The organism is Xanthomonas sp. Leaf148 (genome assembly GCF_001423585.1).
GTDB lineage: Bacteria > Pseudomonadota > Gammaproteobacteria > Xanthomonadales > Xanthomonadaceae > Xanthomonas.
Window position 1 is genome coordinate 139,007 of the sequence record NZ_LMOP01000008.1, and the last position, 25,369, is coordinate 164,375.

Genomic DNA, 25,369 nt, shown 5'->3' on the forward strand with positions numbered 1-25,369 from the left:
CCGGTGCTCGGAATCGGCATGTACCACGCGTACACTCGGGTTCCTCCGCGCCGTCCACACCTCCCGGCCGGATAGCTGCCCGTTGCGTGTTGTAAGCCGCTCGCCTAGATCGAAGTGAAAGTGCTCGGGATTCGCAAGCCCCGCGAGCGCTGTCGTTGTCACAGCGCCGGATGCAGGTTGCGCACGGCGCTGACGCTTTCCAGTAGCGCCGCGACGTGCAGGATGGTGGATTCTGCCTGCCACTTGCCGACGATCTGCACGTTGATCGGTAAGCCTTCCTTGCTTGTGCCGAACCGCATCGCAACACCAGGCAGGCCGGCGACATTGAGCGGCACTGTTGCGCCTTGAAGGTAGGTGGCGTCCACGGTCTGACCGTCGATAGTGAATTGCTCGACGCCGTGCTTATGCGCGGGAATCGGCAACACGTGGGTGATCAGTGCATCGTAGCGGCTGAAGTAGTCGGCATAGCCATCACGGATGCGCTCGGCGGCCTGCTCTGCCTCGATGTAATCCTGCAGCGAGGTGTCGGCGAGCGACAGCATGGTCTTGGACATCTTGAACATCAGGTCTTCATGGCCAGCCGTTGCGTGCGCGAACGCAGGCTTCATTTCCATGACATGCAGCTTGTTGAATACATCGAGTGCGAAATCGCGGTCCAGCGCCGGGATTCGGACTTCTTCGACAAAGATGCCGATGTCCTTCAATGCCGTGGCCGCCGCGCGCACCGTCGCTTGCACTTCCGGGTCGACCGGGCCGTAGCCGGGGCCAACCATCCAGCCAACCCGCAACGGGCGGTAGGGCTGGCGGCCGATGCCGGCGTCGAACGCCACGGTGCTGCTCGACAAGGCGTCCTGGCCATCGGGGCCGGCCAGCTGTGCGAAGGCGAGCGCGATGTCGCGGACCGAGCGGGCCATCGGCCCGACATGCCAGAAACGGCGCGGCGCGCGCGGCCAGATCCCGGTCATGGGGATGCGGCCGTGGGTGGCCTTGATCGAGGTGATGCCGGTCTGCGCCGCCGGGCCACGGACCGAGATCGCCAGATCGGTGCCGAGGCCGATCGGCGACATGCCGGCTGCGATGGCGGCCGACTCACCGCCGCTCGACCCGCCCGAGGTACGGGTGATATCCCACGGATTGCTAGTGCGGCCGGTGAGCAGATTGTCGCTTTCGATCCAGTAGGAGAATTCCGGCAGGTTGGTCTTCGCAAGCAGGATGCCGCCCGCACTCTTCATGCGTGCCACGCTGGTTGCATCGGCATCGGGCACGCGTCCCTTGAAGATCGGCGAGCCGCGCTGGGTGAGCACACCGGCGGTGTCGATCGAGTCCTTCACCGTGAACGGCACGCCGTGCAGCGGGCCGAGTTCTTCGCCTGCCAGGACTGCAGCTTCAGCTGCCTTGGCCGCTCTGAGCGCACCCTCGGCCACGCTGACGATCGCATTGATCTGCGGGTTGACCGCTTCAATGCGGTCGAGATGCGCCTGCATGACCTCGACAGGGGAGACGGCCTTGGTGCGGATGAGTTCTGCCAGGGTGGTGGCGTCTTGATAGAAAAGTTCGCTGCGCATGGGGTGCCTCGCAAGGAGAAAGTTGGCTGGCGGACAAACGCTGGAAACTAACTACCTAACGTTTGTTAGGTAAACGATGCGCGCTATACTGGGTGCTGTCAACACCTGTCGAAGGCGGATGTGTGAAGAACCAGGCCAGTACGAATTCCAGCGACAGGATCCTGCTCGCAGCGACCAGGATTGCGCAGGCGCATGGCTACGGTGGTTTGAACGTGCGCAGCGTTGCCGAAGAGGTGGGCATCAAGGCCGCCAGCCTCTATCACCACTTCCCGAGCAAGGCAGATCTTGCGGCAGCCGTCGCCAAGCGCTATTGGGAGGATTCGGCCGCCACGCTGGACGCTTTGTCAGCGGAAACCAAAGACCCGCTGAAGGCGTTGCGCCGCTATCCGGAAACGTTTCGTCGCTCGCTCGAAAACGGAAACCGCATCTGCCTGTGCAGTTTCATGGCCGCGGAGTATGACGACCTGCCGGACGTGGTGAAGAGCGAGGTTCAGGGCTTCACCGATGTGAACATTGCCTGGCTTTCCAAGATGCTGGTGGCGGCCGACGCGGCCGACGCGGCCAACGCCAAGGACTCCAAGAAGCGTGCTCGCGCCATCTTTGCCGCAATCGGCGGTGCGCAGTTGATGGCACGTGGTCGAGCGGACATCAAGCTCTTCGATGCGTTGATCGACAGTTACCAGGCAAGCGGGTTGTTGCCGAAGTGATGACGCAGACATCGCCACGCGGCGGATGGCGTGGCCTCGACCTGAAGACACTTACGAAGCGGTGAAGAGTTGGAGCGGTTGACTACGTGCGACACCGCACCTTGGCGGTGGATTTTCGCTAGCGGGTGCATGTAACTGTTGTGAACGGATAAGTCTGGAGTCAATGGCCTTGGCGACGCGCAGCGTCATAGGTCACCACACAGTGGTACGCATCGCAGGCTTCACAGAAGCGGGGCATGGAGCAGTCGTCACTTAGCGCGATACGCGTACGATGCCAGGAACGTCAAAGCCCGTGCTGTCGCCGTCGCTAGAAACAAGTCAGATGAAGCGGACCCTGTTGGAAGGGCGGTCCATTCTCAACGTTAGCCAGCGCGCCTAGTCGAATTTTCATCCAACAAGGCGTCGCATGTCACACGTCTGCATCCCGGCAGATGATTGAGACGTTGTGTCGGGTGTGTGTTCTACCGCTCGCTAAGATTGGCTTGAGCCCTACCGGTGCTTGAGGACAGCATGAGCCCTGTTGCTGCATCAAGTTCCTGTCGATGCTCTCCGGTCACGTTTTATCGTGACTCTGGAAGCATCAATCAATGTCCCTGACGCTGTAGGCATGGATAAGACGGTGGCGTTGAGTTTCCGGCATCAGAGCTTCGGCATGGCGCTGGCCAACTGCTTCGGAAGGATATTGGAAATTAGAGACATCAAGAAATATTGCGCTTAATAACCAAGTATCACGCACGCTGCGTCCAACGTTGTGCCAGGGTGCCGGTTGATCGGTCATCCATGGCGAGAGGCGACTCGGGGCGGCCTTCCCAGCCCCCAAGAGGGTAATTATCATGGCTATCACGATCCTTTCCGCTGTGTACGGCACCAGCAAGGCAGGAGTCGATGTCACCCAGGTGTGCCAGAACATCGTCGACACAGGCAACGACGATATCACCGCAAGCAATGCCTTCTTCGGAACGGACCCCGACCCGGGTACGGTCAAGAGCTTTGCGCTTCTGTACAAGAATCCCGCGTTGAACAACGGCAATCCCATCGCGCTCGGTTGCGCGGAAAATGGCCAGATCGATCTGGTTCCCAATCCGCCTACCGCCACGACGCCGGTTCCAGTGCCGGGTAAACCCAGTTTTACAGTCGTGCGTGCACTGTACGGCACCGGCAACAACGGGTACGACGTCACTGCCACATGCCAATGGCTGATCAACAACGGTGGTACCGCGATCACGGTGAGCAACGCAACGTTCGGCGGGGATCCCGATCCCAATGTCAAAAAGAACTTTGCCATCGTTTACACGGCTGTCAGTGGCGGCGCGCAGCAGTTTCGTGCCTGTGCAGAAGGCTCGACATTGAACTTGAGTTAGTCGGTTGCTGAGCAGAGTGCGTTGCGCTGATGTGGCCCAAGATTGGCCATGATCAGTAGCTCTCCAGTCCTTTTCCCGTCAGTGGGGAGGGACTGGAGAATATGCAGTGCAGAAGACGCTGAAGATGAAAATGCTGCCTTGTCGACCAAGTCGTGGCTAACCATGTCCCAAGATTGCGCCAATAAGATCGGATTAGCCGGCTCTGATTCTTTCATGAATCAATCGCCGGTCATCGGCCACTGCGGCAAGCCGCTTTGGTTTTCCCGTCTTGTTGAAGGTTGAACGAATCATGCACCCGCCGATCTCTGACGCACGCTGTCTCGTCCTCGCATTGGTTGCATTGAGCGCAACCGCATTCGCCGCCGAACCAATCACCGGGAAGTGGTTCACTGATAACCAACAGGCACTGGTGGACATCCAGCCCTGCGGTGCAGCGCTGTGCGGCACCATCGTCAAGGTGCTGCGTGTCAAGCCGGGTAGCGCAAAGACCGATGTGTTCAATCCGGATCCGTCAAAGCGCCACAACCCGATGGAGGGAACAGTGATTCTGAGCGAGCTGGTGGATGCGGGGGATCTGTGGAAAGGCACGATCTACAACCCCGAGTCCGGCAAGCGCTATAACGCCAAGGTCAAACGCGATGCCGATGGCTCGTTGAAGGTGGAGGGATGTGTGGCCTTCATCTGCCAGGGCCCAACCTGGCAGCCTGCCAACTGATCGCCGCGCAGACGCACGTTTGGGGAAGCTAGCCAGCTCGATACAGCCAGCCCGTTGCAACCTGGGCCGGGCATCCAAGCGCGGCTGACGAAACGACTGGGGAGCCGCCCGACAGGCGCTGCCGATGTTCGACCTCGGCCGGCCCAACTCGGACACTACGTTTCCTGCGCGCCGTCCACGCTCACCTGATAGCTGTCCTGACGGCGTTGTGAGCCGTTTAAATCGTTACGTATTCAGCCGCCCACCCAGCCGCCAATGCGGGATACTGCGCTCCCACGCAGGCGAGATGGGCCCCGATGTCCGAGCTGCCGATCACCGAGTTGTTGCAGGCCTGGCAGCACGATGCGCCCGGGGCGGGCGATGCGTTGGCGCGGCAGGTCTACGAGGTGTTGCGCGCCACCGCACTGCGCGAGCTGCGCCGCGATGCGCGCGCCGGGCTGCAGGCAACCGAGCTGGTGCACGAGGCGTGGATGCGGCTGGAGCAGGGCCAGCAAGGGTTTCGTTCGCGCGCGCATTTCTATGCGGTGGCGGCGCTGCAGATGCGTCATCTGTTGGTGGATCTGGCGCGGCAGCAGGCCAGCGCCAAACGGCTTGGGCAGGCGGTGACGCTGACGATCAGCTTGTCCGACGGCGCGGCGCGGCCGGAAGCGCTGATGCTGGTCGCCGATGCCTTCGACAAGCTGGCGCGGGTGGATGAGCGCAAGGCCATGGCGTTTGCGTTGACCGAGCTGGTGGGCTTGAGTGTGGCCGAAGCGGCCGAGCAGCTGGAGGTGTCGGTGCCCACGCTGGAGCGCGATCTGCGGTTTGCGCGGGTGTGGTTGGCGGCGCAGCTGTGAGCGTGGCGGCTACGGCCTGGCAGCGGCTGGAGGCGCTGTTCCATCAGGCCTGTCAGTTGCCGGTGCGCGAGCGCGAGGCCTTTGCGCATGCCCAGGCAAGCGACGATGCGGTGTTGCGCGATGAATTGCTGGCGATGCTGGCAGTGGAATCGCAGGCCACGCTGCGCGTGCGTGGGCCACTGAAACAGGCCGCCGCCGCATTGCGCGCGCCGTTGCCGGAGCTGCCGGCCGGCACGCGCTTTGGTGCGTGGGCGATCGACCGCCTGATCGGTGCCGGCGGCATGGGCCAGGTGTATCTGGGCCATCGCGCCGACGGTGCCTACGAGCGCGAGGTGGCGATCAAGCTGGTGGCCGCCGACGCGCTGGATGTGCAGGGCCGTGCATTGTTCGAGTTCGAATGCCGGCTGCTCGCGCAGATGGTGCACCCGGCGATCGCGCAGATTCACGATGTGGGCACCGATGCGCACGACCGCCCCTATCTGGTAATGGAGTACCTGCGCGGCGAGCCGATCACCTGGTGGTGCGATGCGCATCGGCTGTCGTTGCATGCGCGCGTGTTGCTGATGTTGCGGGTGAGCGAGGCGGTGCAGCACGCGCATCAGAAAGGCGTGATCCATCGCGACCTCAAGCCCAGCAACGTGCTGGTCAGCGAGATCGATGGGCGGCCGGTGCCGGGAGTGATCGACTTCGGCATCGCCATCGATGCCGCCAACCCGGGCGTGACCTCGGCGCATGGGCGCGGCACTCCCGGTTACATGAGCCCGGAGCAGGCACGCGGCGCGCAGGAGGTGGACGCGCGCAGCGACATCTACGCATTGGGGGCGATGTTCTACGAACTCAGCTGCGGGCTGGTGCCAGTGGCCGGGCGCGACGGGTTACCGCAGCTGCCATCGCAGCGCGTGGCAGCAGTGCCGCCCGATGCGCGTGCGCGCATCTGCGCGGCACGTGCGACCACCCATACGCGTCTGCAGCAGCAACTGCGCGATGGCCTGGATGCGATCGTGCTGCGCGCGTTGTCGCCGGAGCCGGTGGAGCGCTACGCCTCGGTGTCGGCGCTGCTGGACGATCTGCATCGCTGGCTCGATGGCTACCCGCCGCGCGCGCTACGCGCTGGCCGGTTATTGCGGTTGCGCAAGTTCACCCAGCGCCATCGCAGTGGCGTGCTGGCCGGTGGATTAGTGGCAATGGCGGTGGTGACCGGCCTGGGCGCAACGCTGTGGTCGCTGCAGCAGGCCGCGCGCGACGCGCAACGTGCGCGCGTCACTGGCGATTTCATGGCCTCGGTGCTGTCCAGCGTGGACCCGGCGATTGCCAAGGATCTGGACAAGACGCTGATGCTGCGTGTGCTGGAGCAAGCCTCGCAGCGCGCCGCGCGCGAACTGGCCAGCCAGCCTGATGCGCGCACCGATGTAGAAAAGACGCTGGGCGGTACCTTGATCGCGCTGGCCGATTTTCCACAGGCGGTACTGCATCTGCGCACCGCCCACGCACTGGCGCAACAGAGCATGGGCGCGGGCAGCAGGCCGGCGTTGAAGACGGCTTCCATGCTGGGCCAGGCGCTGCGCGGTGCAGGCAAGCGCGACGAAGCGGTGCAGGTGCTGCGTCAGGGCATTGCACAGGCCGAGCGTGGCGATTTGCAACAGCAAGCCATTGGCAATGAAATGCGCGCCTGGCTGGGCTGGACGCTGCGCGATCAGGGCCGCATGGCCGAGGCCATGACCGAGAGCCGGCGCGCTTATGTGGCAGCGCTGGCCAATCCGGCGAGCAGTGCAGATCAACGCATCGATGCCGGCAATGTCTATGCCGCGCTGCTGGCCGATAGCGGGCAACTGCTCCCGGCGATCGCCTTGCAACGCAGCCTGCTGCGCGAGCGCAGCGCCCTGCATGGGGCCGAGCATCCGCTGGTGCTGTCGATGCGCAACAGCCTGTCGGTCTATCTGTTGATGCAACGCGATTTTGCCGGCGCCGAGGCCGAACTTGCGCCGCTGCTGCAGATCAATCGCAGGCTCTACGGGAATAACGCCATGGATACCTTGATGGTGGAAGGCAATCTGGCCGGCGCACTGCGTCAGCAGGGCAAGGTGGCCGAAGCCGGCCCGCATTATCGGGGGGCGCTGGAGCGCACGCGCGCCGTGTTTGGAGACGATGCGCCCGCCACCATCAGCATGCGCAGCAATCACGCGTTCTGGCTCCTGGACGCCGGGCAGGCGGCAGCCTCGCTGGCCGAGCAGCGTGCCGCATTGGCTACCAGCCTGCGGGTGCTGGGCCACGCGCATCCGCAAACGGCCGAGATCCTGCGCGGTATGTCCGAAGCCGAGCGCGTGCTCGGCCAGGCCGCCGCCGCGCGCGCGCATGCCCAGCAGGCGGTGCAGGTGCTCACCGGCATCTTTGGCGATGCCGAAGAGCCGCTACGTGCGGCGCGGCAGACCTTAGCGTTGGCGGAGCCGGCCGCCTCCAGCGTGGAGACGACAACGTCGGTGGCGCGGCGCTGAGACGAATCGTCGGGTAAGCCGCGCCACGCGGCGCGATAGTGCCCGCACTGCCAGCGCCGGAGCGCACTCGTGCAACCTGCCGCACGCCTGACCGATCTGCATGTCTGCCCGATGGTCACCGGTGTGGTGCCGCATGTGGGTGGGCCGATCATTGGGCCTGGCGCACCGACGGTGTTGATCGGTGGCCTGCCGGCCGCGCGCATCGGCGATTCGGCGGTGTGCGTCGGCCCGCCGGACAGCATCGTGATGGGCGCGCCCACCGTGATCATCAGCGGGCAACCGGCTGCTCGTCTGGGCGACAGCACTGCGCATGGCGGGGTGATCGCCTTGGGCTGTTTTACGGTGTTGATCGGCTGATGACGTGGCTGGGGAATGCGCGCGGCGATGGGCTTGCATGGGTGTCACGCGACGTCATTGCATGCGACACATTAGCGATCTTCGATGCGTACTCAGCACTGCCATTGCACTGCCCGGTCGCGTGCGCATGCAGCTGAGTGGCTGCAATGCAGCGGCCAATGCACAGCGTGAGCGTGGTTCAAAACGCCGCTAGAAACAGCCAAGCGCGGCGATTGCAGATACCGATACACAGATGCACCGCCAGAGATTGCGCGCCACCGTTCCGTTCCGCCGTCATTCGACGCAGCCCCTGCGTCCAATCCTCCTAGGAGATGTCACATGCAGCCTGCCCGTCACGCGACCGCCGAGATGCACGTCGATCTGGATACCGTGCTGCAGACCGCGATGCAGGCGCATCGCACCGGCAAGCTCGACCAAGCCGCGCTTGCGTATGCCCAGCTGCTGGAGGCGCAGCCCGGCCATGCGCAGGCACTACATTACCAGGGCGTATTGCTGCATCAGCAAGGCAATAGCGCAGCAGCGGTGGAGGCCATTAGCCAGGCACTGCAGCTGGCGCCTGCGCAACCGGATGCCTGCAACAACCTGGGCAATGTGCATCGCGAATGCGGCCGGCTGAGCGAGGCCGAGCAGTGCTATCGGCGTGCGCTCGCGCTGGAACCTGCGCATGCCGATGCGTTGGCCAATCTGGCCGCCGTGCTTGAAGCGCAGCGTCGCCTCGAGGAAGCCTTCCTGACCTACGCCGCGTTGCTGCACATCTATCCCGAATCGGCGCATGCGCACTACCTGCTCGGCTTGTTTCTACGCAACAACGCGCAAGCCGCCGAGCACCTGCAGCAATCGGTGGAGTGCCTGCAACAGGCTTGTAGCCTGGCACCGGAGCATTTGCACGCACGCGAAGCGCTGGGCACCGGGCTGTACCTGCTCGGCGAACATACCCAGGCGCAGGCGGTCTACCGTGCATGGCTGGCGCGCGACCCGGGCAATGCCGTGGCCGCGCACATGCTGGCGGCCTGCGGTGGCGCCGCACCGCCGCCACGTGCGGGCGACACCTATGTGCGCGAGCTGTTCGACGGCTTTGCCGACAGTTTCGACGAGCAACTGCTGCATAACCTGGAGTACCGCGCGCCGCAGCGGCTGACCGAGGCGCTGGCCGCCTGTCTGCCTGCGCCGCAGGCTGCGCTCACCATGTTGGATGCCGGCTGCGGCACCGGGCTGTGCGCACCGCTGCTAGGCCCGTATGCGCAGCAACTGGTCGGGGTGGATCTGTCGCCGGGCATGGTCGCCAAGGCGCGGCAGCGCGGCGGTTACGACGTACTGGAGGTTGCCGAACTCACCGCCTACCTGCAGGGCCGGTATGCGCATTGGGATGTCATCGCATCGGCAGACACGCTGGTGTATTTCGGTGCGCTGCAACCGGTGCTCGGCGCTGCAGCCACTGCGCTGCGGCCGGGCGGGGTGCTGGGCTTTACCGTCGAGGCGCTGGAGAGCGACGCCGATGCGGTGGAACTCGATGCCAGCGGCCGCTATCGGCATAGCCATGCGCATGTGCTGGCTGCGCTGCATAGCGCCGGTCTGCAGCCAATTGCCATCGCGTTGGATGTGCTGCGCAGCGAGCGTGGCCAGCCGGTGCATGGCTGGGTCGTGACCGCACGCACAGCTGCACAGACCTGAGACGAAATGTCGGCTTTGCCGGCTGCACGCGTGTGAGCATGACCCTGGCAGCAGTGGTCCGTTGCCGGCCCGCGGTGGTCTTTGCATGCCGGTACGTCGGGGCTGCCGGTCAGCGCGTTGTGCGTTGCTCACTCACCTGTGGATGCTTCGATGCCGCGCACCATCACGCTGCACTCCGATCTTGGCGAGCGCCTGCTGCTGCACCGCATGCAGGCCAGCGAAGCGTTGGGGCAGCTGTTCGAGTTCCGCATCGAAGCCTTGTGCACGGATGCAAACCCTAACCTGCGCGCGCTGCTGGCCACACCGGTCGCCGTCCAGCTGGCCGACGACAACGGCGAGCAACGCTGGTACCACGGCATGGTGGCCACGTGCACGCAGGCCGGTTCCACCGTGATCGATGCGCTCCCCTATACCGTGCTCGAGCTGCACGTGGTTCCGCGGCCGTGGTTGCTTACCCAACGCCGCGATTGCCGCATCTATCAGGACATGAGCGTGCCGGAGATCGTCAGCAGCGTGCTGGGCGAGAGCGGCTACAGCGACATCCAGCAGCGGCTCAGCGCGCAATACCCCAAGCGGGTGTATTGCGTGCAATACCGCGAAGACGACTTCAGCTTCATCAGCCGGCTGCTGGAGCAGGAAGGCATCTATTACTACTTCACGCATGCGCGCAACGCGCACACGCTGGTGCTGTGCGATGCGCTTGGCGCGCATGCGGTGCGCAACGGGGTGGACACCTTGCCGTACGTACCACCGGACATGCAGCACCGGCGTATCCTGCGCTCGGTGGTGAGCCAGTGGCGGAGCGCCCGTGCGCTGCATTCCACACGCCATGCACTCGCCGACTACGACCCGCAGCAACCACGCGCCTCCCTGGCGGCACAGGTCGCCGCCAGTGGCGACGATTTACACGGGGCCGACGGGTTGGACGTCTTCGATTATCCAGGCCCGCATGCGTTGCAAGCCGATGCCAGCCGCTACGCGCAAGTGCGTAACGAGGCGGTCAACGTGCAACGCGCCAGCCACCATGCCACCACCAATGCCTGCGGGCTGATGGTCGGTGCGCTGTTCACCTTGCGCGAGCATCCGTGCGCTCCGCTCAACCAGGAGTATCTGGTGCTGTCGGCACACACCACGCTGGCCGCACCGGAGCACGGCGATGAGGCGCCGTTTTCCAGCACCGTGCAGGTGATGGAAAGCCGACTGCCTTTCCGTAGCCTGCGGCGCACGCCCACGCCCAGCATCGCCGGTCTGCAGACGGCCGTGGTGACCGGCGAGACCGACGAAGACATCGTGGTGGATGCGCATGGCCGCGTGCAGGTCACCTTCCACTGGGCCAACGCTGCACGCCCGCACGCGGCGCCGTCCTGCTGGGTGCGCGTGGCCTCGATGTGGGCAGGCAAGGGCTGGGGCGCGATGAGCCTGCCGCGGGTGGGGCAGGAAGTGGTGGTGAGCTTTCTGGAAGGCGACCCGGACCGCCCGCTGATCGTGGGCAGCGTCTACAACGCCGATCACGCCGTGCCGTTCGCCTTGCCGGAAAACAAGACCCAAAGCGGCATGCGTAGCCGCAGCCTGCTCGGCGGTAGCGCGGATTTCAACGAGCTGCGTTTCGACGACAAGGCCGGCAAAGAGGAAGTCTATCTGCGCGCGCAACGCGATCTGCGCGAAGAAGTGCAGAACGACCACACCGCCACGGTGACCAACGACCAGGTGCTCACGGTCAACCACGATCGCAGCGCACGTATCGACAACAACGACAGCGTGGACGTGGGCAAGAAACTGTTGCTCAAGGCCGGCGAAGAGATCGAGCTGGTCACCGGCAGTTCGCGCCTGGTGATGAAGCGCAACGGTGACATCGTGCTCAGCGGCATCAAGATCCTGATCGATGCGACGACCGAAGCCAAGACCACCTCAATGGCAATCAAGTTGATTGCCGATGCGCAGCTGCAGGCCACCTCGCCGGCCACCGAGGTGGTGGGCGATGGCACGCTCAAACTGTCGTCCGGCGGCATGCTCAACGCCGAAGCCGGCGCGTCGGCCACCGTCAAAGGCCCGCTGGTCAACATCAAGGCCGACGCGCTGGTGCAGGTTGCCGGCGGCCTGATCATGATCGGATGAGCGCGCCCGATCTCTCGCTGGCGCAGGCGTGTGCGGACATGCAGCTGTCCGCACCTGCACGTGCGCAGCTGGGTGCACCGATGGCGCCGCAGGCCGCGGTGCGTGCGTTGCTGGCACAGGGGTATGGCGAGGATGCGATCAAGCTGCTCGCGCGTCTGTTGCCCAAGCGCTACGCGGTGGCCTGGCTGTGCCAATGCGCGCGTGGCGAAACGCTGGACGAGGAAGACCGTGTCGGCGCCGCGCTGGCCGAGAAATGGGTACGCGACCCCAGCGAAGCGCATCGCCGCGCCGCGCAGGCGTTTGCGCATGCAGGCGGTTATGTCTCGTTGGGTGCCTGGCTGGCGGCGGCCGTTGCCTGGTCCGGCGGTAGCCTGGCGCCACCGCAGCAGGCCACGCCGGTGCCACCGGCCGAGCACCTGACCGCGCGCGCGGTGGCCGCCGCAATCACCTTGCTTGCGGCACGTGAGCCGGCGCAGCTACAGGCGCGTCGCAACGGGTATGCCGCACATGCGCTGGAGTTGCTGACCAGTGCGCGCGCGCCATGACATCGCCCATTGGTCATTGCGGCCTGTGCCAGGCAGACCTGCCGTCCTTGAATACGCCGGCCACCTCTAACTATTTATTGTGCGCAAGGTTTTCCAGCCACTTGAACATCTTGAGATGTCGATTGTGTGCAAGGCGATGACTGCGCCGGTGGCAGAGCGGATGATCTGCGCCGCCGCTGCAGAGCCCTTGCCCGCCCACCATCGCAGGACATGCCGCACGTATGTCCTCGTAAGCTCTTACGCGGTATCCGTGCCGCGTAAGGTCCCGCGACGGTGGGCGGGCAATGAGCAGTCGAGACGGTCGGTGTGCGTAGATCTTCTCAACGCGGCCGACTTACCCCCTGGCGCGGTGCCCTCACCGCTTGCGGGAACGTGTGGCGGCATGCATGCCGCCACCGAGCCTGCATGGATGGATCCACGGCGTGTCCGGCGAGCGGTGAGGGCACCGCGCCCTCGACCAACCCCGCTCAGGACTACCTGGGTGACGCTGAGGATGGCTAAACAATCACTGCGCGGCCGCTCACGACGTTCCATCAACCGCACCACGTTTTTCCCTGATATCGATCACCATTTGCAGGAGCCTGTGTCGTGTCCAGTTCGCAGTTGATCCTCACCGTGAGCGGCGCGCATGCCGCGCAATTCGGGGCCAGCGCGCAGAAGCGTTTTGCCGGCAGCGGCGGCAGCATTGGCCGCTCCGATGAAAGCGATTGGGTGCTGGCGGCGCCGGGCATCTCGCGCACGCATGCGGTGGTGCGTTTTCTCAATGGCATGTATTTCATCGAAGACCGCAGCACCAATGGCATGTCGCTCAATGGCGTGGGGTTGACGCGTGCCGACCCGTGCGCGTTGAGCGATGGCGACCGCTTGCAACTGGACAGCTTCGAGATCCAGGTACAGGTGCACTCACAGACTGCCGCGCCCGATCTGGCACCTGCGTTCGATCCGTTGCTGGACGCCATGGACGACCGCACCCAGGTCGCGCCGCCGCCATCGCCGATACGCAACTCCACGCCTGCCAACGCGCACGCGTTCGATCTGCTGGACTTCGGTGCCCCGCTTGCGGCGCATGCTGTCACCGACGACCCGTTGGACGGCCTGCTGCTCGGCAGCACGCCACGCGAGCTCGATCCATTACGTCTGCTCGACCCATTGCCGGCCCCACCACCGAGCGTGGTGCCCAGCGCATGGAATCACAGCAACGCCAGCCACGATCACTTCCGCCCACCGACCAATGGCGACACGCGCGCCACGCTGCCGGAAAACTGGGACATGACGATGGGCGACTTTGCACCGCCATCGTCGGCAGTGCCCGCGCCCACGCCTGCGTCACCCATTGCAGCGCTCGCGCCGCAGGCATCAGCCAGTGCGCCCGTCTCCACGCTGGCAGTGCCACCGGAGCTGGACCGCATCTTCACCATCGTCGTCGATGGCGTCATGGATGTGCTGCGCGCACGCGCCGAGATCAAGAACACCTTCCGCTTGCCGGTGACGGTGATCCAGCGCTCGGAGAACAACCCGCTCAAGTTCGCCGCCACCGCCGAAGACGCGCTGCAGAAATTGCTGGCTCCGCCAAGCGCTTCGTTCCTGTCCGGTGTGCCTGCATTCGAGGATGCTTTCGACGACATCCGCTGTCACCAGATGGCGATGCTGGCCGGCATGCGCGCTGCCTTCGACGCGATGCTGTTCCACTTCAGCCCCGACCGACTGGAACAGGAAGTCGACGCCGGCGGCAAGCGCCTGAGCTTCGGCGGCAAGGGCCGCTATTGGGAGCGCTATCGCGACAATTTCGAGCAACTGCGCGGCGACCCGGACGACTGCTTCCGCCGTCTGTTCGGCGACGAATTCGCACGTGCGTACGAAGCGCAGTTGGCGCGGTTGAAATCGGCGCGGCGGCAGCCGGCGCGCGAGCGGTAACCCGATCCAGCAGCGGTAGGAGCGTGCCTGAGCGCGACCGAGCCATCCCGGTAACGCCCCGTCGCGCTCAGGCACGCTCCTACGAAACGCCGCCTGTTCGGCGACTAGTTCGCCCGCGCCTCGCGCACGCTCAGTCCGGCAGCTGCTTGACGAACTCGATGAACGCCCTGAGCGGCGGCGGGGTGAGAGTGCGATTGGGGTAATACAGGTACGGTCCCGGAAACGGCTGCCACCACGGGCGGAGTACCGGTTCGAGCGCGCCGGACTCCAGATGCGGCTGCAGCCATTGCTCGAACAGATAGATGATCCCGCTGCCTGCGATCGCCGATTGAATGGCAAGCTCGATCCCTCCGCCGATTTCCACCAGCAATTGCCCTCGCGGAACAATGGTGATCACTTCACCGTTGCGCTCGAATTCCCAATCGGCGATCGCACCGCTTGGAAAGCGGGCACGGATGCAGTCGTGGTCGACCAGCGCGCGGGGATGCGTCGGCCGGCCGCGTTGCGTCAGATAGCCCGGCGCTGCGGCCGTGGCGCTGCGCTGCACACGTGGGCCGATCGGGATGGCAACCATGTCCTGCTGCAGCCGCTCGCCGTAGCGAATGCCCGCATCGCACCCGGCAGCAACGACGTCGACAAAACTTTCTTCGGTCAGGATCTCCACGCTGATATCCGGATGCGCCGCCATGAACGGTGGAATGATCCGCGGCATCACCAGGTTGGCGGCACTGATCGGCACGTTGAGCCGAAGCGTGCCCGTGGGCGTGTTGCGGAACGCGCTCATCACGTCCTTGGCGCCATCGAGTTCGATCAAGGCAGGCTCGACGCGGGCCAGCAATGCCTTGCCCGCGTCGGTCAGCACCACACTGCGCGTGGTGCGGTTGAACAGCCGCACGCCGAGCCAGGATTCCAGGCGCTTGATCGCATCGCTGAGGTTGGAGGCGCTGCCGCCCGCGCTTTTGGCGGCCTGGCGAAAACCGCCCGCCCGCGCAACGCGCACAAAGGCTTCCATCTCTGCCAGGCGGCTACTCATTGTTCGAATTTCCGTACAGGCTGTCCAGTTTGTACCCGATTGTCGCACAGGCGCGGCGCCCGTAGATTGGCCATGCACCTCGCAGCCGGCGTCTTTCATCGCCGCAGTCAGCGCGCCGCAGTGGCTCGGTTTCGCAGCGCGTTGCAGACCCGTTCCCGGGGAGATCCGGCATAGCCATTCCGCTCACGCAATCCAAGGACATCCCATGCACAGCACAACGCGTCTTGGTGGCAGCTTCACCCTGCCCGGCACACCCCTCAGCCTGAAGCGGGTGGGGTACGGAACCATGCAACTGCCTGGCCCGCACGTCTGGGGGCCGCCGCGCGACAAGGCTGCAGCCCTGTCGGTCTTACGCCAGGCCATTGCGTCAGGTGCCAATCACATCGATACGGCCGCGTTCTACGGGCCGCATATCGCCAACGCACTGATCCGCGAGGCGCTGCATCCTTACAGCGACGAATTGGTGATCGTCACCAAAATCGGCATCAGCCGGGGAAGCGATGCCTCCTGGAACATCGATCTCTCGCCCGAAAGCCTGAAGCGGCAGGTGCACGACAACCTCGCCAGTCTCGGTCTGGAGGCACTGGATGTCGTCAACCTGCGGCTGGGCGCACCGACGCAGACCGACGAGGGCTCCATCGCCGAGCCCGTTGCATGCCTGGCCGAGCTTCAGCGCGAGGGCCTGGTGCGGCATATCGGTCTGAGCAACGTCACTGCGCGGCAAATCGCACAGGCGCAGTCGCTGGCCAAGATCGTGTGTGTGCAGAACCACTACAACCTGGTCAAGCGTGACGATGACGCCTTGATCGATTCGCTTGCGCAACAAGGCATCGCCTACGTTCCATTTTTTCCGCTGGGCGGCTTTTCACCGCTGCAGTCCGACCGACTGTCGGCCGTGGCCAAGCAGGTCGGCGCAAGCCCCAAGCAGGTGGCGCTTGCCTGGCTGCTGCAACGCTCGCCGAACATCCTGGTGATCGCCGGCACCTCCTCCGTGCCTCATCTGTGGGAGAACTTCGCGGCTTCCGAGCTGAGCCTGTCCGCAGAGCAGGTGGCAATGCTCGACGGTATTGCGAACGAGGCCGAGGCCAGCAGCTCCCCTTGAGAAAAACCGGATGCGTCGTCTCCAGTAGCGGTTTCAGAGACTGCAAGATGAGGCGCCAGGCGCGTCTTGGTGACGCGCTTAGCAGATGCCTGCAGCGCTGACGATCATGACGGTGTCAGTGCGTTGCAGGCCAACGGTGGTCTTGCTAAGAGCGGCTAGCAAAAGGACTGTGCTCACCGCCAGGCGGGCGCGGCCGGTGCTCGGTGCGGCATGGTCCACGCGTACGCGCCGGTTCCTCCGCGCCGCCCACACCCACCTGCCGACTGTTCGCGACGTAGTGTTAGCCGCTCTCAGTCGCAGCGCCATTCAAACGCAGGGGGCAAGCTCACCGCGACACGCATCGAATCGCCAGCCGCGCTGTTGCGCCACCCGCAGCTGTCGCAATCAGGTCGGGCAACAGCGCGCCATCACGCCGGCCGCCGCCAGCGCGCATCCTCGTCGGCCGACGACGCCTGAAGTTGCGCAGGCCACCTGGCGGGTGCAGGCAGCCGGGCAATCGTATCCAGCCAGGCAGGCGTGAGGCGACGCCAATGACGCAGCGGGCCGCTGCGATGGTGTACCAGCGCCAGCGTCAGTTCTTCGCGGCTTGGGGAAAGCCCGGCAACGGCAAGTGCGAACGCCGGAAGAATCTCGCGTTCAAAAAACTGTCTGCGTGCCCGTCGAAATACCCACAGCACCAGCCCCACATAGGCAGTGAACGCGGCTAGTGCGATCCACGGGCCAGTCTGTGCAATGGGGACGCCGACGCGTTCGAGCAGGAACTCGATGGGCAGCAGGAGCAGGATCGCGCACGGCAGGCCAAACACCAGTGCCGCCAGTTGCCGCCAATCGAGTTGGGTGGTCGCAAAGCGCTGATCAAGCTGCGCGGACAGCAGTACGAAAGGGGCGTGCAACAGGTCGGCGCGTATCGCCGGATCCAGCGATGCGGCAGAGTCGCGCATCTGCTCTTCGATCTTCAGCCGGCGCGCATGGCGAGCGGCGAACGCCGGCTGCGTAATGTGGATCAATCTGTCGACGGTCTCTGGCGCTGACGCGCGTTGGGTGAACCACGCTGGATCGTGCGGGAGCGCTTGCCGGCAGTGTCGGCACACCTGATGTTCATGCGTGTAGGTCGCCGCGCCAAGACGCAGACCAAACATCGACCATGCCAGGCCGACGCGCTGGACCTCGAATACCCGGGCGGTACGGCAGATCAAGCAGAAGTCCGCAATAAAGCCGCTGCCTTGCGCGACTGGACGCTTTTCGACAACAAACACCACGATCAAGGCGCTCTCCCCAGCGACGAATCCGCAGCGCATGGCACCTTTAGTGATGTCTGCTGTGCGGGTGCGCCAGAGCGTACCGATGTCTCCGATGGCAGTCGATTGCCTGAGACATTTTGACGGGTGCGCCTGGCAGGTGCGCCGCAGAATCGCTCCATCGACGCGATCCATCGGGGCCTGGCGACTGCAGCCATCGCGATCGCCAGCGGCATGCAACCGACCAACAACATGACGATCGCGCATGGCACGCCGTGCGGTGGCGCGCGGCGTTTCCCTAGCGAGTGGATCATGCAGAACAACAAGGTCGTGTGGAGCGAGGGGCTGTTTCTGCGCCCTCAGCATCTGCAGCAGCAGGAGCGGTACCTGGAGCGCTACGTCGATCTGCGTGCGGCACGCTTGCGGCCGTATGCCTGGGGATTGAGTGAGCTGGAATGGGAAACCGATCTATTGGCGGTGGGCAAGCTGGGCTTGCGGCGTGCGCGCGGGGTGTTTGCCGACGGCACGCCGTTTGCGATGCCCGGCGACGACCCGCTGCCGATGGCGCTGGAGGTAGACCCCAACTGCCGCGATCAGATCGTGTATCTCACGCTGCCGTTGCGGGTGCCTGCGCAGCCGGAACTGGGGCGCCCGGAATCGCCGGCCGATCAGCTGTTCCGCTACCGCGTACGTGAAACCGAAAGCGGTGACGCGTCGGGCAGCACCAGCGAGGCGGTGCTGATGGAAGTCGGCGGGCTGAGTACGCGCCTGCTGCCGCAATCGCAGCCACTGGACGGGTTGGACCGCATCGCAGTGGCACGCATCATCGAATCGCGCTCGGACCGTCAGGTGATCCTCGACCCGCACTTCATTCCCAGCGCGATGGTGTGCCAGGCCGCATCGCGGCTGACCACGTTTCTGACCGAACTGCTTGGCTTGTTGCATCAGCGCGGCGAGGCGTTGGCGGCGCGGGTCACGCTCACCGATCGCGGTGGCGCTGCCGACATCGCCGATTTCCTGCTGCTGCAAGTGGTCAACCGCTGGCAGCCGCAGATTGCGCATTGGGCTGCTGCACCACTGGCGCACCCGGAAGAACTGTTCCGTGCGCTGGTGGCGCTGGCCGGCGAACTCAGCACGTTTACCGCACCGGGCAAGCGCCCGCCGGCATGGCCGGCCTATCGGCACGAGGCGCAGCAGGACAGCTTCGAGCCGGTGATCGGCGCACTGCGCTCCAGCCTGAGCGCAGTGCTCGAACAGACCGCCACCCCGTTGCCGATGCAGGCACGCAAATTCGGGGTGTGGGTGGCGATGGTGCCCGATCCGACCTTGCTGGACAGCGCCGCGTTCGTGCTTGCCGCAAAAGCCGACATGCCCAGCGAAGAGTTGCGCCGGCAGTTGCCTGCGCACGCCAAGATCGGGCCGGTGGAGCAGATCCGCGATCTGGTCAATCTGCAGTTGCCCGGCATCGTCGCAACGCCGATGGCGGTGGCGCCGCGGCAAATTCCGTACCACGCCGGCTATCTGTATTTCGAGTTCGACAAGAGCGCTGCGTTGTGGCGAACGCTGAAGACCTCTGGCGGTATCGCATTCCACTTCGGCAGCGAGTTTGCCGGGCTGGACCTGCAACTGTGGGCGATCCGGAGTTGAACGCATGAGCCGTCCCGTTACCGACTTCGATGCTGCGTTGGTCGCGCCGCCACCGGCCAACCCGGTCGCTGCCGAAGACACCGACATCAGCGAGCTGCTGGGCCGCAGCGTCAACCCGTTGGTGCAGGCGGCCACGCCGCTGTTGCTGCTGGCCGTGCAATTGCGCCACAGCGCGCAACTGCCCGATGTGGCCCGCCTGCGCGAGCAGGTGATGGCGCAGATCCGCCGCTTCGAGCAACGTGCCCGCGATGGTGGCGCGCCGGTGGAAGCGGTCACCGCCGCGCGTTATGTGTTGTGCGCCTTGCTCGACGAGGCGGTGCTCAATGCACCGTGGGGCGAGCGCAGCGGATGGTCGCAGAAGACCTTGCTGGTGGTCTTTCATAGCGAATCGTACGGCGGCGCCAAGTTCTTCCAGATCCTGGAGCGGCTCTGCGCCGATGTGCCGCGGCATCTGGACCTGATCGAGCTGATGTATCTGTGCCTGGCGCTGGGGTTCGTTGGCCGCTATCAGATCGAAGCCGGCGGGCTGGCCAAGCTCGGCGAGATTCAGGACGACCTGTTCCGCCGTATCCGCGCCGCGCGCGGTGCGGCGCCGGACAGTCTGGCGCCGCATTGGCGCGGGGTGGAAGACCGTCGCCGGCTGGGTCGCTTCTTGCCGCTGTGGGCCGCTGCGCTGTTGGGGCTGAGCGTGCTGGTGGTGGCCTTTGTATGGATGCAGACGCGCTTGAACGCCTTGTCGGCGCCGATCAGTGCGCAGGTCGCGCAATGGGGGCTGGCGCCGGCCACGCCACCGGATGCAACCCCGTTGCCGCCGCCGCAGGTGCGCCTCAAACAATTGCTGTCGACCCAGGAGCGCGCCGGTCTGCTGAGCGTGGATGAGCAGGCCGATGCGCAGACGCGCGTGCGCTTGAGCAGCGCGGCGATGTTCGCCTCCGGCGGCGTCGAGGTGGAGCCGGATCAACGTGGCCTGATCGCACAGATCGCTGCGGCAATCGATCAATTGCCGGGCCGGGTGATCGTGGTCGGGCATACCGACGACGTGCCGGTGCGCTCGCTGCGCTTTGCCGACAACTACGCCTTGTCGGGCGCGCGTGCCGATGCGGTGGCGCAGCTGTTGCGCACGCATCTGCGCACACCGGGGCGGGTAGAAGCGCTGGGCGCCGGCGACTCGCAACCGGTGGCGCAGCCAATGCAATTGCCTGCCAATCGCGCGCGTAATCGCCGCGTCGAGATTCTGTTTCAGCCTGGGGAATGACGATGAAAACGCTGTTGTCCAAGCTGAGTGCCACGTTGGTGGTGAGTGTATTGGCGCTGTGCCTGCTGTCGTTGCTGTTGTGGGTGGGCGGGCCGTATGTCGCCATCGATGGCTGGAGCCCGCTGACCGGTGTGGCGGCACGGCTGTTGGCAATCGTGACGTTGATCGGTGTGTGGCTGGGGGTGTTGGCATGGCGGCGTTGGCGCGCGCAGCGGCGCGCCGGCAGTTTGTCCAGCGCATTGGCCGCCCCGGGGCGCGATGACGACCGCGAACTGCGCAGCGGGCAGGAGCGCGCGCAGTTGCAGGCGCGCTTTCAGCAAGCCATTCAACTGTTGCGCAAGCGACGCGGCGGCAGCGATCTGTACACGCTGCCGTGGTATGCGCTGATCGGCCCGCCCGGCTCGGGCAAAAGTACCTTGCTGCAGCATTCCGGCCTGCAGTTTCCGCTGGCCGCGCGCATGGGCGATGCCGCGCTGCGCGGAGTGGGCGGCACCCGCGATTGCGAATGGTGGTTCACCGACGAAGCAGTGTTTCTGGACACCGCCGGGCGCTACACCACGCAGGATTCCGATCAAGCCGTCGATGCCGGCGCCTGGCGCGACTTTCTGCGCCTGCTGCGGCGCCATCGCCCACGCCGGCCGCTCAATGGCGTGCTGGTGACCATGAGCATGTCCGACCTGTTGCTGCTGGACGATGGCGAACGCGACACGCACATGCAGGCGATCCGGCGCCGCCTGGACGAGCTGGCCGAGCAGTTGCAGGCCAGCGTGCCGGTGTACCTGATCTTTACCAAGTGCGATCTGGTTGGTGGCTTTGGCGAGTTCTTCGACGATCTCACGCCTGCGCAGCGCAGCCAGGTCTGGGGCATGTCGTTTCCGCTGGCGCACACGCTCGATGGCCGCGCCGCGCGTGGTTTTGCCGACGAATTCAACCTGCTGCAGCAGCAGTTGAGCGCACGCCTGTTCGAGCGTCTGAATCTGGAGCGCGACCGTTTGCGGCGTGCGGCGATCCTGTCGTTTCCGCAGCAGGTCGCCGCACTCGGCGAGCGTGCACGGCAGTTTGTCGAAGGCACCTTCGCCGGCAACGCCTACGGGCCGGCACCGCTGCTGCGCGGGGTGTACTTCACCTCCGGCACGCAGGAAGGCACGCCGATCGATCGCATGATGGGCGCGGTGGCACGCACCTTCGGTGTGGACGATGCGCGGGTGCATGCTCCCGGCGCGCAACGCCGTACGTTCTTTGTCGAGCGATTGCTGCGCGAGGTGGTGCTGCGCGAATCCGGGCTGGCCAATACCCCGCCCACGCAGCAGCGCCGCATGGCGTGGTTGCAGGCGGCCGCCTATGTAGGCGTTGCGGTGTTGAGTGGTGCGCTGCTGGCCGGGTTGAGCGTCAGTTATCTGGGCAATCGCGCCTATCTCGACCAGGTGCGTCAGGCGCTGGATGCACGCCCGGCAATGCCCGACCCCAATGCCGCCACCGCCATGCCCGAGTACGTGGCGCGCACGCTGCAGCAGGCCGCAGCCACGCAGGCGGTGGTGCGGGTGGCACGGCAGTACCACGCGCACACGCCGTGGTCGCTGCGGATGGGATTGTTCCAGGGCGCCGCGCTTGGCGATGAAATGCAGGCCGGCTATCTGCGCCAGCTCAATGCCACGTTGTTGCCGGCGCTGGCGGTGCGCTTTCGCAACGGTCTGGTCGACAACGCGCAGGCGCCGCAGGCGTTGTACTACACGCTCAAGGGCTACCTCATGCTCGGCCAGCCGCAGCATCTGGATGCGGCACAACTCAGCGCGCTGGCGGCCATCGAGGCCGGCAAGCTGTTTCCGCGCGACGTAGCGCAGCAACAAGCGCTGAGCGCGCAGTTGCAGGCCTTGCTCGATGCGCCCGAGCGCGTGCGTGCGCTGTCGCTGGACGGCGAGCGCATCGCACAGGCGCGCGCCAGCCTGCGTGCGGCCGATCTGTCTACGTTGATCTACGGCAACCTGCTGCTCACACCGCCGGCCGGCACCCCGCTGCGGTTGGACAAGGCGTTGGGGTTGCTTGCCGATACCTTCGTGCGGCGCAGCGGCACCGCGCTGTCCACCGCGGTGCCGGCGCTTTACACCCAGCCGGTGTTTGCCGGTCTGCAGCGCGATGGCATCGGCCAGGCGGTGGAGCGCTTCGGGCACGACGATTGGGTGTTCGGCGGCGCGCCGCTGGATGCAGCCGCCAAGGCCGCGTTGGTGCGTGAGGTGGGCCAGCGCTACGCCGCCGACTACATCCGCTACTGGGATGCGCTGCTGGCTGATCTGCAATTGCTTCCGGCCGCCGATCTGGCCGCTGCCAGCGCAACCGCCGCCAAACTGGCCGGCCCCAGTTCGCCGCTGCGCCTGTTGCTCGGTGTGGTCGGCGAACACACCCAGGCGATGGACCGCGCACCGCCGGCAGACCCGGCGCAGCGCGCCGTGGCTGCAGCGGCCGGCAAGGCGGCTGCCAAGGCCAACGCGGCAGCGGCAAAGCTGCCGGGCGGCGCTGCGATGAGCGCGGCGTTGGCCACCCCGGCCGACCCTGCCGCCGCCAACGCACCGGTGCCGGGCGCGGCGATCAGCGAGCACTTTCTGGCGCTCAACGCGCTGACTGCCGGCGCACCTGGCGCCACGCCGCTGGATCATCTGCTGAGCGTGCTCGATCAACTGGGCAAGCAGTTGCTGGTGGTGTCGCAAGGCGGCGGCGATGCGGCGGCCGCCAATGCGCAGCTGGCAGTAGCCCGGCAGGAAATGGCGCAGCTGCCGCCACCGGTGACCGACTGGTTGCAAACCCTGGCCGGCAGTAGCGCCACCTTGATGACGCAGGGCGCACGCGCCGCGCTGGATGCGCAGGTGCGCCAATCGGTGGGAGAGGTGTGCAGCGATTTTGTGCGCGGCCGCTACCCCTTCGACCCAACGGCGCAGGTCGATATCCCGCTGCAGAATTTTGGCGAACTGTTCGGTACCGGTGGGCGCCTGGATGCGCTCTACACCGGCACCGTGCAACCGCTGCTGGACACACAGGCGCCGCAATGGCGCTGGAAACAAGGCCCGGATGCGGTCGTCGGCGCGCCTGGCCTGCCCATACAGCTGCAACTGGCACAGCGCATCCGGCAAAAATATTTTCGCGGCGGGCCCACCCCGCAGATCGGCTTCACCGTGCTGGCGCCCACGCTGGGCGAGGGCGTCACCCGGCTGACGTTGGACATTGAAGGCCAGCGCTACGACTACCAACCCGGTGCGGCGCAGAGCATGCCGATGATCTGGCCCGGGCCGGTACCGGGGCATGTGTCGATTGCCGCCTTCGGCGCCGATGGCGTGGCGCTGGGCACGCTCGACTATCAAGGCGACTGGGCGCTGTTTCGCGCGCTGCAGGCCGGGCATCTGGAAAATCCGTCCGATCTGCGCTTCGTCGCCAGCTTCGCGCTCGGTGGCCACGACGTACAGGTGCCGCTGCGCGCAGGCAACCTGCGCCATCCGTTTCTGGACAGCGACGTCCAGCAGTTTGCGTGCGGCGGATGAACATGCCGGCGACCGATCAGATTGGTTTCCACGGCAAGTTGCCCGGCGTGGGCGACTTCGTGCAGCGGCGCTTGCCGGCCAGCTTCGTGCAGCCGTGGGACGCACACTTTGCCAGCTGCCTGGACACGGTGCGCCAGCAGCTCGGCGAGCATTGGCCCGGTGCGTATCGCAGCAGTAGCTTGCGCGCGTTCGCCCTGGGGCCGGGCGTGTGCGGCCCGCAGGCCTGGGCCGGCGTGTTTGGCCCAGGCGAAGACCGCGTGGGGCGTTGCTTCCCACTGGTCGTGGCGATGCCGTTGCCGCATGCCTGCCTGCCCACACACGCCTGGTTTGGCGCGTTGGCGGCGTGCCTGGGCCGTGCACTGCGCGCACGCGCCGATGCGGTGAGTTTCGACGCCGCCGTGCGCGCGCTCGCGGTGCCTGCCACGTCATCCACCACGCATGCACCGGTGCACGGCCAGTCGCTGTGGTGGCCACTGGGCGGCGCTGTGCAGGCGCTGGACGGCCTGCCCGCAGCCGAACGCTATCTGGACTGGCTGCTCGCCGATGCGGACATCACCGAGGTGACCCGATGAGCGCGTTCTATCAATCGGCCGGGCACACCGAAACCGGCAAGGTGCGCCGGCTCAACGAAGACGCGCTGCTGCTGCGCGACGACGCCGGGTTGTGGGTGGTGGCCGACGGCCTGGGCGGCCACAGCGCCGGCGATTACGCCAGCCAGTTGCTGGTGCAGCGGCTGGGCGCGTTGGTGCGCCCACCGGACCTGTGCGACTTTCTCGACGCCATCGACGACACCCTGGCGCAGATCAACGCCGAGCTGCTGCAGGTTGCGCGGCAACGCCGCGTGGACATGATCGCCACCACCGTGGTGGTGTTGGTGCACGACCCGGATTTCATGCTGTGCGGCTGGGTCGGCGACAGCCGTATCTATGCGCAACACGGCGGCCCGCTACGCCAGCTCACCCGCGATCACGTGCACGGCGTGCGCGAGGACGTCACCCAGTTCGGCAGTGCCCAGGCCGCCGCCGCAGCGGCCGGCGTGCTCACGCGTGCAGTAGGCGCGCAGGAGCCGTTGTTTGTCGATTGGGTGCTGCTGCCAAGTCTGCCGGGCACGCAATTTTTGCTGTGCAGCGACGGCATCAACAAGGAAATCCCCGACCCGGAGCTGGATGCCGAATGCCATCGCTTCGGCGATCCCCGCGCGTTACTGGCGCGGTTGTTCGAACTGGCGATGGGCAGGGCGGCGCGCGACAACGTCACCGCCGTCGTCGTCCGCCTGCAGGAGTGAGCGC

Annotated in this window: 20 protein-coding genes and 3 other RNA genes; 19 read left to right on the plus strand and 4 right to left on the minus strand. The window is 65.7% G+C overall.

Annotated features, from left to right (window positions below; genetic code table 11):
- Positions 1 to 18: 18 nt before the first annotated feature.
- A non-coding RNA gene (locus ASF90_RS21540) (sX9 sRNA) lies at positions 19 to 98 on the plus strand.
- A gap of 60 nt (positions 99 to 158) precedes the next feature.
- Here the strand turns inward: ASF90_RS21540 and ASF90_RS05360 are convergent.
- Positions 159 to 1,565: an amidase gene (locus tag ASF90_RS05360; protein WP_055846896.1), complete on the minus strand. Its 1,407-nt coding sequence runs from the start codon at positions 1,563 to 1,565 to the stop codon at positions 159 to 161.
- Positions 1,566 to 1,687: 122 nt separating this feature from the next.
- Between ASF90_RS05360 and ASF90_RS05365 the strand changes: the two genes are divergently transcribed.
- Positions 1,688 to 2,272, plus strand: a complete 585-nt coding sequence (locus ASF90_RS05365; protein WP_055846899.1) for a TetR/AcrR family transcriptional regulator — start codon at positions 1,688 to 1,690, stop codon at positions 2,270 to 2,272.
- Between the two features lie 580 nt (positions 2,273 to 2,852).
- Here ASF90_RS05365 and ASF90_RS23305 read toward each other — a convergent pair.
- Positions 2,853 to 3,107, minus strand: coding sequence for a hypothetical protein (locus tag ASF90_RS23305; protein WP_153066601.1), 255 nt, complete (start codon positions 3,105 to 3,107; stop codon positions 2,853 to 2,855).
- On the opposite strand from ASF90_RS23305, the gene ASF90_RS05370 reads away from it, so the two are divergent.
- The 10 genes from ASF90_RS05370 (at position 3,106) to tagH (ending at position 14,278) form a co-directional block, all read left to right on the plus strand.
- Positions 3,106 to 3,633: a hypothetical protein gene (locus tag ASF90_RS05370; RefSeq protein WP_055846903.1), complete on the plus strand. Its 528-nt coding sequence runs from the start codon at positions 3,106 to 3,108 to the stop codon at positions 3,631 to 3,633. The two genes, ASF90_RS23305 and ASF90_RS05370, sit on opposite strands and share 2 nt — an antisense overlap.
- A gap of 340 nt (positions 3,634 to 3,973) precedes the next feature.
- Positions 3,974 to 4,348, plus strand: a complete 375-nt coding sequence (locus ASF90_RS05375) for a DUF2147 domain-containing protein (protein ID WP_236699211.1) — start codon at positions 3,974 to 3,976, stop codon at positions 4,346 to 4,348.
- 139 nt (positions 4,349 to 4,487) lie between these two features.
- A non-coding RNA gene (locus ASF90_RS21545) (sX9 sRNA) lies at positions 4,488 to 4,563 on the plus strand.
- Positions 4,564 to 4,644: 81 nt separating this feature from the next.
- On the plus strand, positions 4,645 to 5,184 hold the full coding sequence (gene ecfK / locus ASF90_RS05380; protein WP_055846909.1) for an ECF-type sigma factor EcfK: 540 nt from the start codon (positions 4,645 to 4,647) through the stop codon (positions 5,182 to 5,184).
- Positions 5,163 to 7,676: a serine/threonine-protein kinase gene (locus ASF90_RS05385; RefSeq protein WP_055846912.1), complete on the plus strand. Its 2,514-nt coding sequence runs from the start codon at positions 5,163 to 5,165 to the stop codon at positions 7,674 to 7,676. Before ecfK ends, ASF90_RS05385 begins: the two co-directional genes overlap by 22 nt.
- A gap of 111 nt (positions 7,677 to 7,787) precedes the next feature.
- On the plus strand, positions 7,788 to 8,033 hold the full coding sequence (locus ASF90_RS05390; protein ID WP_236699248.1) for a PAAR domain-containing protein: 246 nt from the start codon (positions 7,788 to 7,790) through the stop codon (positions 8,031 to 8,033).
- Between the two features lie 318 nt (positions 8,034 to 8,351).
- A complete protein-coding gene (locus tag ASF90_RS05395) occupies positions 8,352 to 9,704 on the plus strand; it encodes a tetratricopeptide repeat protein (RefSeq protein WP_055846917.1) in 1,353 nt (450 codons plus the stop codon).
- 150 nt (positions 9,705 to 9,854) lie between these two features.
- The gene (tssI, locus tag ASF90_RS05400; RefSeq protein WP_055846921.1) at positions 9,855 to 11,819 is read left to right on the plus strand and encodes a type VI secretion system tip protein VgrG; all 1,965 of its coding nucleotides are present in this window, start codon (positions 9,855 to 9,857) and stop codon (positions 11,817 to 11,819) included.
- The gene (locus tag ASF90_RS05405; RefSeq protein WP_055846924.1) at positions 11,816 to 12,364 is read left to right on the plus strand and encodes a hypothetical protein; all 549 of its coding nucleotides are present in this window, start codon (positions 11,816 to 11,818) and stop codon (positions 12,362 to 12,364) included. Before tssI ends, ASF90_RS05405 begins: the two co-directional genes overlap by 4 nt.
- Before the next feature lie 588 nt (positions 12,365 to 12,952).
- A complete protein-coding gene (tagH, locus tag ASF90_RS05410; protein ID WP_055846927.1) occupies positions 12,953 to 14,278 on the plus strand; it encodes a type VI secretion system-associated FHA domain protein TagH in 1,326 nt (441 codons plus the stop codon).
- Positions 14,279 to 14,408: 130 nt separating this feature from the next.
- Here tagH and ASF90_RS05415 read toward each other — a convergent pair whose 3' ends face one another.
- On the minus strand, positions 14,409 to 15,290 hold the full coding sequence (locus tag ASF90_RS05415; RefSeq protein ID WP_082473427.1) for a LysR family transcriptional regulator: 882 nt from the start codon (positions 15,288 to 15,290) through the stop codon (positions 14,409 to 14,411).
- Between the two features lie 226 nt (positions 15,291 to 15,516).
- Between ASF90_RS05415 and ASF90_RS05420 the strand changes: the two genes are divergently transcribed.
- Together ASF90_RS05420 and ASF90_RS21555 are read left to right on the plus strand one after the other, a co-directional pair.
- Positions 15,517 to 16,413, plus strand: coding sequence for an aldo/keto reductase family oxidoreductase (locus ASF90_RS05420; RefSeq protein ID WP_055846932.1), 897 nt, complete (start codon positions 15,517 to 15,519; stop codon positions 16,411 to 16,413).
- A gap of 210 nt (positions 16,414 to 16,623) precedes the next feature.
- Positions 16,624 to 16,699: non-coding RNA, sX9 sRNA (locus ASF90_RS21555), on the plus strand.
- A gap of 121 nt (positions 16,700 to 16,820) precedes the next feature.
- Here the strand turns inward: ASF90_RS21555 and ASF90_RS05425 are convergent.
- The gene (locus tag ASF90_RS05425; RefSeq protein WP_156364959.1) at positions 16,821 to 17,918 is read right to left on the minus strand and encodes a hypothetical protein; all 1,098 of its coding nucleotides are present in this window, start codon (positions 17,916 to 17,918) and stop codon (positions 16,821 to 16,823) included.
- 45 nt (positions 17,919 to 17,963) lie between these two features.
- Here ASF90_RS05425 and tssK point away from each other — a divergent pair, with 45 nt between their 5' ends.
- From tssK to ASF90_RS05450, 5 genes are read left to right on the plus strand one after another with little or no spacing between them, the layout of a single operon-like run.
- Positions 17,964 to 19,298, plus strand: coding sequence for a type VI secretion system baseplate subunit TssK (tssK, locus tag ASF90_RS05430; protein WP_055850177.1), 1,335 nt, complete (start codon positions 17,964 to 17,966; stop codon positions 19,296 to 19,298).
- A 4-nt stretch (positions 19,299 to 19,302) separates the two neighbouring features.
- Positions 19,303 to 20,553, plus strand: a complete 1,251-nt coding sequence (icmH, locus tag ASF90_RS05435) for a type IVB secretion system protein IcmH/DotU (RefSeq protein WP_055846939.1) — start codon at positions 19,303 to 19,305, stop codon at positions 20,551 to 20,553.
- The gene (tssM, locus tag ASF90_RS05440; RefSeq protein ID WP_055846942.1) at positions 20,550 to 24,080 is read left to right on the plus strand and encodes a type VI secretion system membrane subunit TssM; all 3,531 of its coding nucleotides are present in this window, start codon (positions 20,550 to 20,552) and stop codon (positions 24,078 to 24,080) included. Before icmH ends, tssM begins: the two co-directional genes overlap by 4 nt.
- Positions 24,077 to 24,652 carry a type VI secretion system-associated protein TagF gene (gene tagF, locus ASF90_RS05445; RefSeq protein WP_055846945.1) on the plus strand — a complete coding sequence of 192 codons (576 nt, stop codon included), beginning with the start codon at positions 24,077 to 24,079 and terminating at the stop codon, positions 24,650 to 24,652. The genes tssM and tagF overlap by 4 nt, the downstream gene beginning before the upstream one ends.
- Positions 24,649 to 25,365, plus strand: coding sequence for a PP2C family serine/threonine-protein phosphatase (locus ASF90_RS05450; protein ID WP_055846949.1), 717 nt, complete (start codon positions 24,649 to 24,651; stop codon positions 25,363 to 25,365). The genes tagF and ASF90_RS05450 overlap by 4 nt, the downstream gene beginning before the upstream one ends.
- Positions 25,366 to 25,369: the final 4 nt, after the last annotated feature.

Excerpts from the sequence above, each read along its gene's own strand:
- ASF90_RS05370 (WP_055846903.1), top strand. The coding sequence starts at position 3,106 with ATGGCTATCACGATCCTTTCCGCTGTGTACGGCACCAGCAAGGCAGGA.
- icmH (WP_055846939.1), top strand. The coding sequence starts at position 19,303 with ATGAGCCGTCCCGTTACCGACTTCGATGCTGCGTTGGTCGCGCCGCCA.
- ASF90_RS05420 (WP_055846932.1), top strand. The coding sequence starts at position 15,517 with ATGCACAGCACAACGCGTCTTGGTGGCAGCTTCACCCTGCCCGGCACA.
- ASF90_RS23305 (WP_153066601.1), bottom strand. The coding sequence starts at position 3,107 with ATGATAATTACCCTCTTGGGGGCTGGGAAGGCCGCCCCGAGTCGCCTC.
- ASF90_RS05405 (WP_055846924.1), top strand. The coding sequence starts at position 11,816 with ATGAGCGCGCCCGATCTCTCGCTGGCGCAGGCGTGTGCGGACATGCAG.
- ASF90_RS05425 (WP_156364959.1), bottom strand. The coding sequence starts at position 17,918 with ATGCGCGATCGTCATGTTGTTGGTCGGTTGCATGCCGCTGGCGATCGC.
- ASF90_RS05395 (WP_055846917.1), top strand. The coding sequence starts at position 8,352 with ATGCAGCCTGCCCGTCACGCGACCGCCGAGATGCACGTCGATCTGGAT.
- ASF90_RS05360 (WP_055846896.1), bottom strand. The coding sequence starts at position 1,565 with ATGCGCAGCGAACTTTTCTATCAAGACGCCACCACCCTGGCAGAACTC.
- tssM (WP_055846942.1), top strand. The coding sequence starts at position 20,550 with ATGACGATGAAAACGCTGTTGTCCAAGCTGAGTGCCACGTTGGTGGTG.
- tssI (WP_055846921.1), top strand. The coding sequence starts at position 9,855 with ATGCCGCGCACCATCACGCTGCACTCCGATCTTGGCGAGCGCCTGCTG.
- ecfK (WP_055846909.1), top strand. The coding sequence starts at position 4,645 with ATGTCCGAGCTGCCGATCACCGAGTTGTTGCAGGCCTGGCAGCACGAT.
- tagF (WP_055846945.1), top strand. The coding sequence starts at position 24,077 with ATGAACATGCCGGCGACCGATCAGATTGGTTTCCACGGCAAGTTGCCC.
- ASF90_RS05450 (WP_055846949.1), top strand. The coding sequence starts at position 24,649 with ATGAGCGCGTTCTATCAATCGGCCGGGCACACCGAAACCGGCAAGGTG.
- ASF90_RS05415 (WP_082473427.1), bottom strand. The coding sequence starts at position 15,290 with ATGGAAGCCTTTGTGCGCGTTGCGCGGGCGGGCGGTTTTCGCCAGGCC.
- ASF90_RS05390 (WP_236699248.1), top strand. The coding sequence starts at position 7,788 with ATGGTCACCGGTGTGGTGCCGCATGTGGGTGGGCCGATCATTGGGCCT.
- tssK (WP_055850177.1), top strand. The coding sequence starts at position 17,964 with ATGCAGAACAACAAGGTCGTGTGGAGCGAGGGGCTGTTTCTGCGCCCT.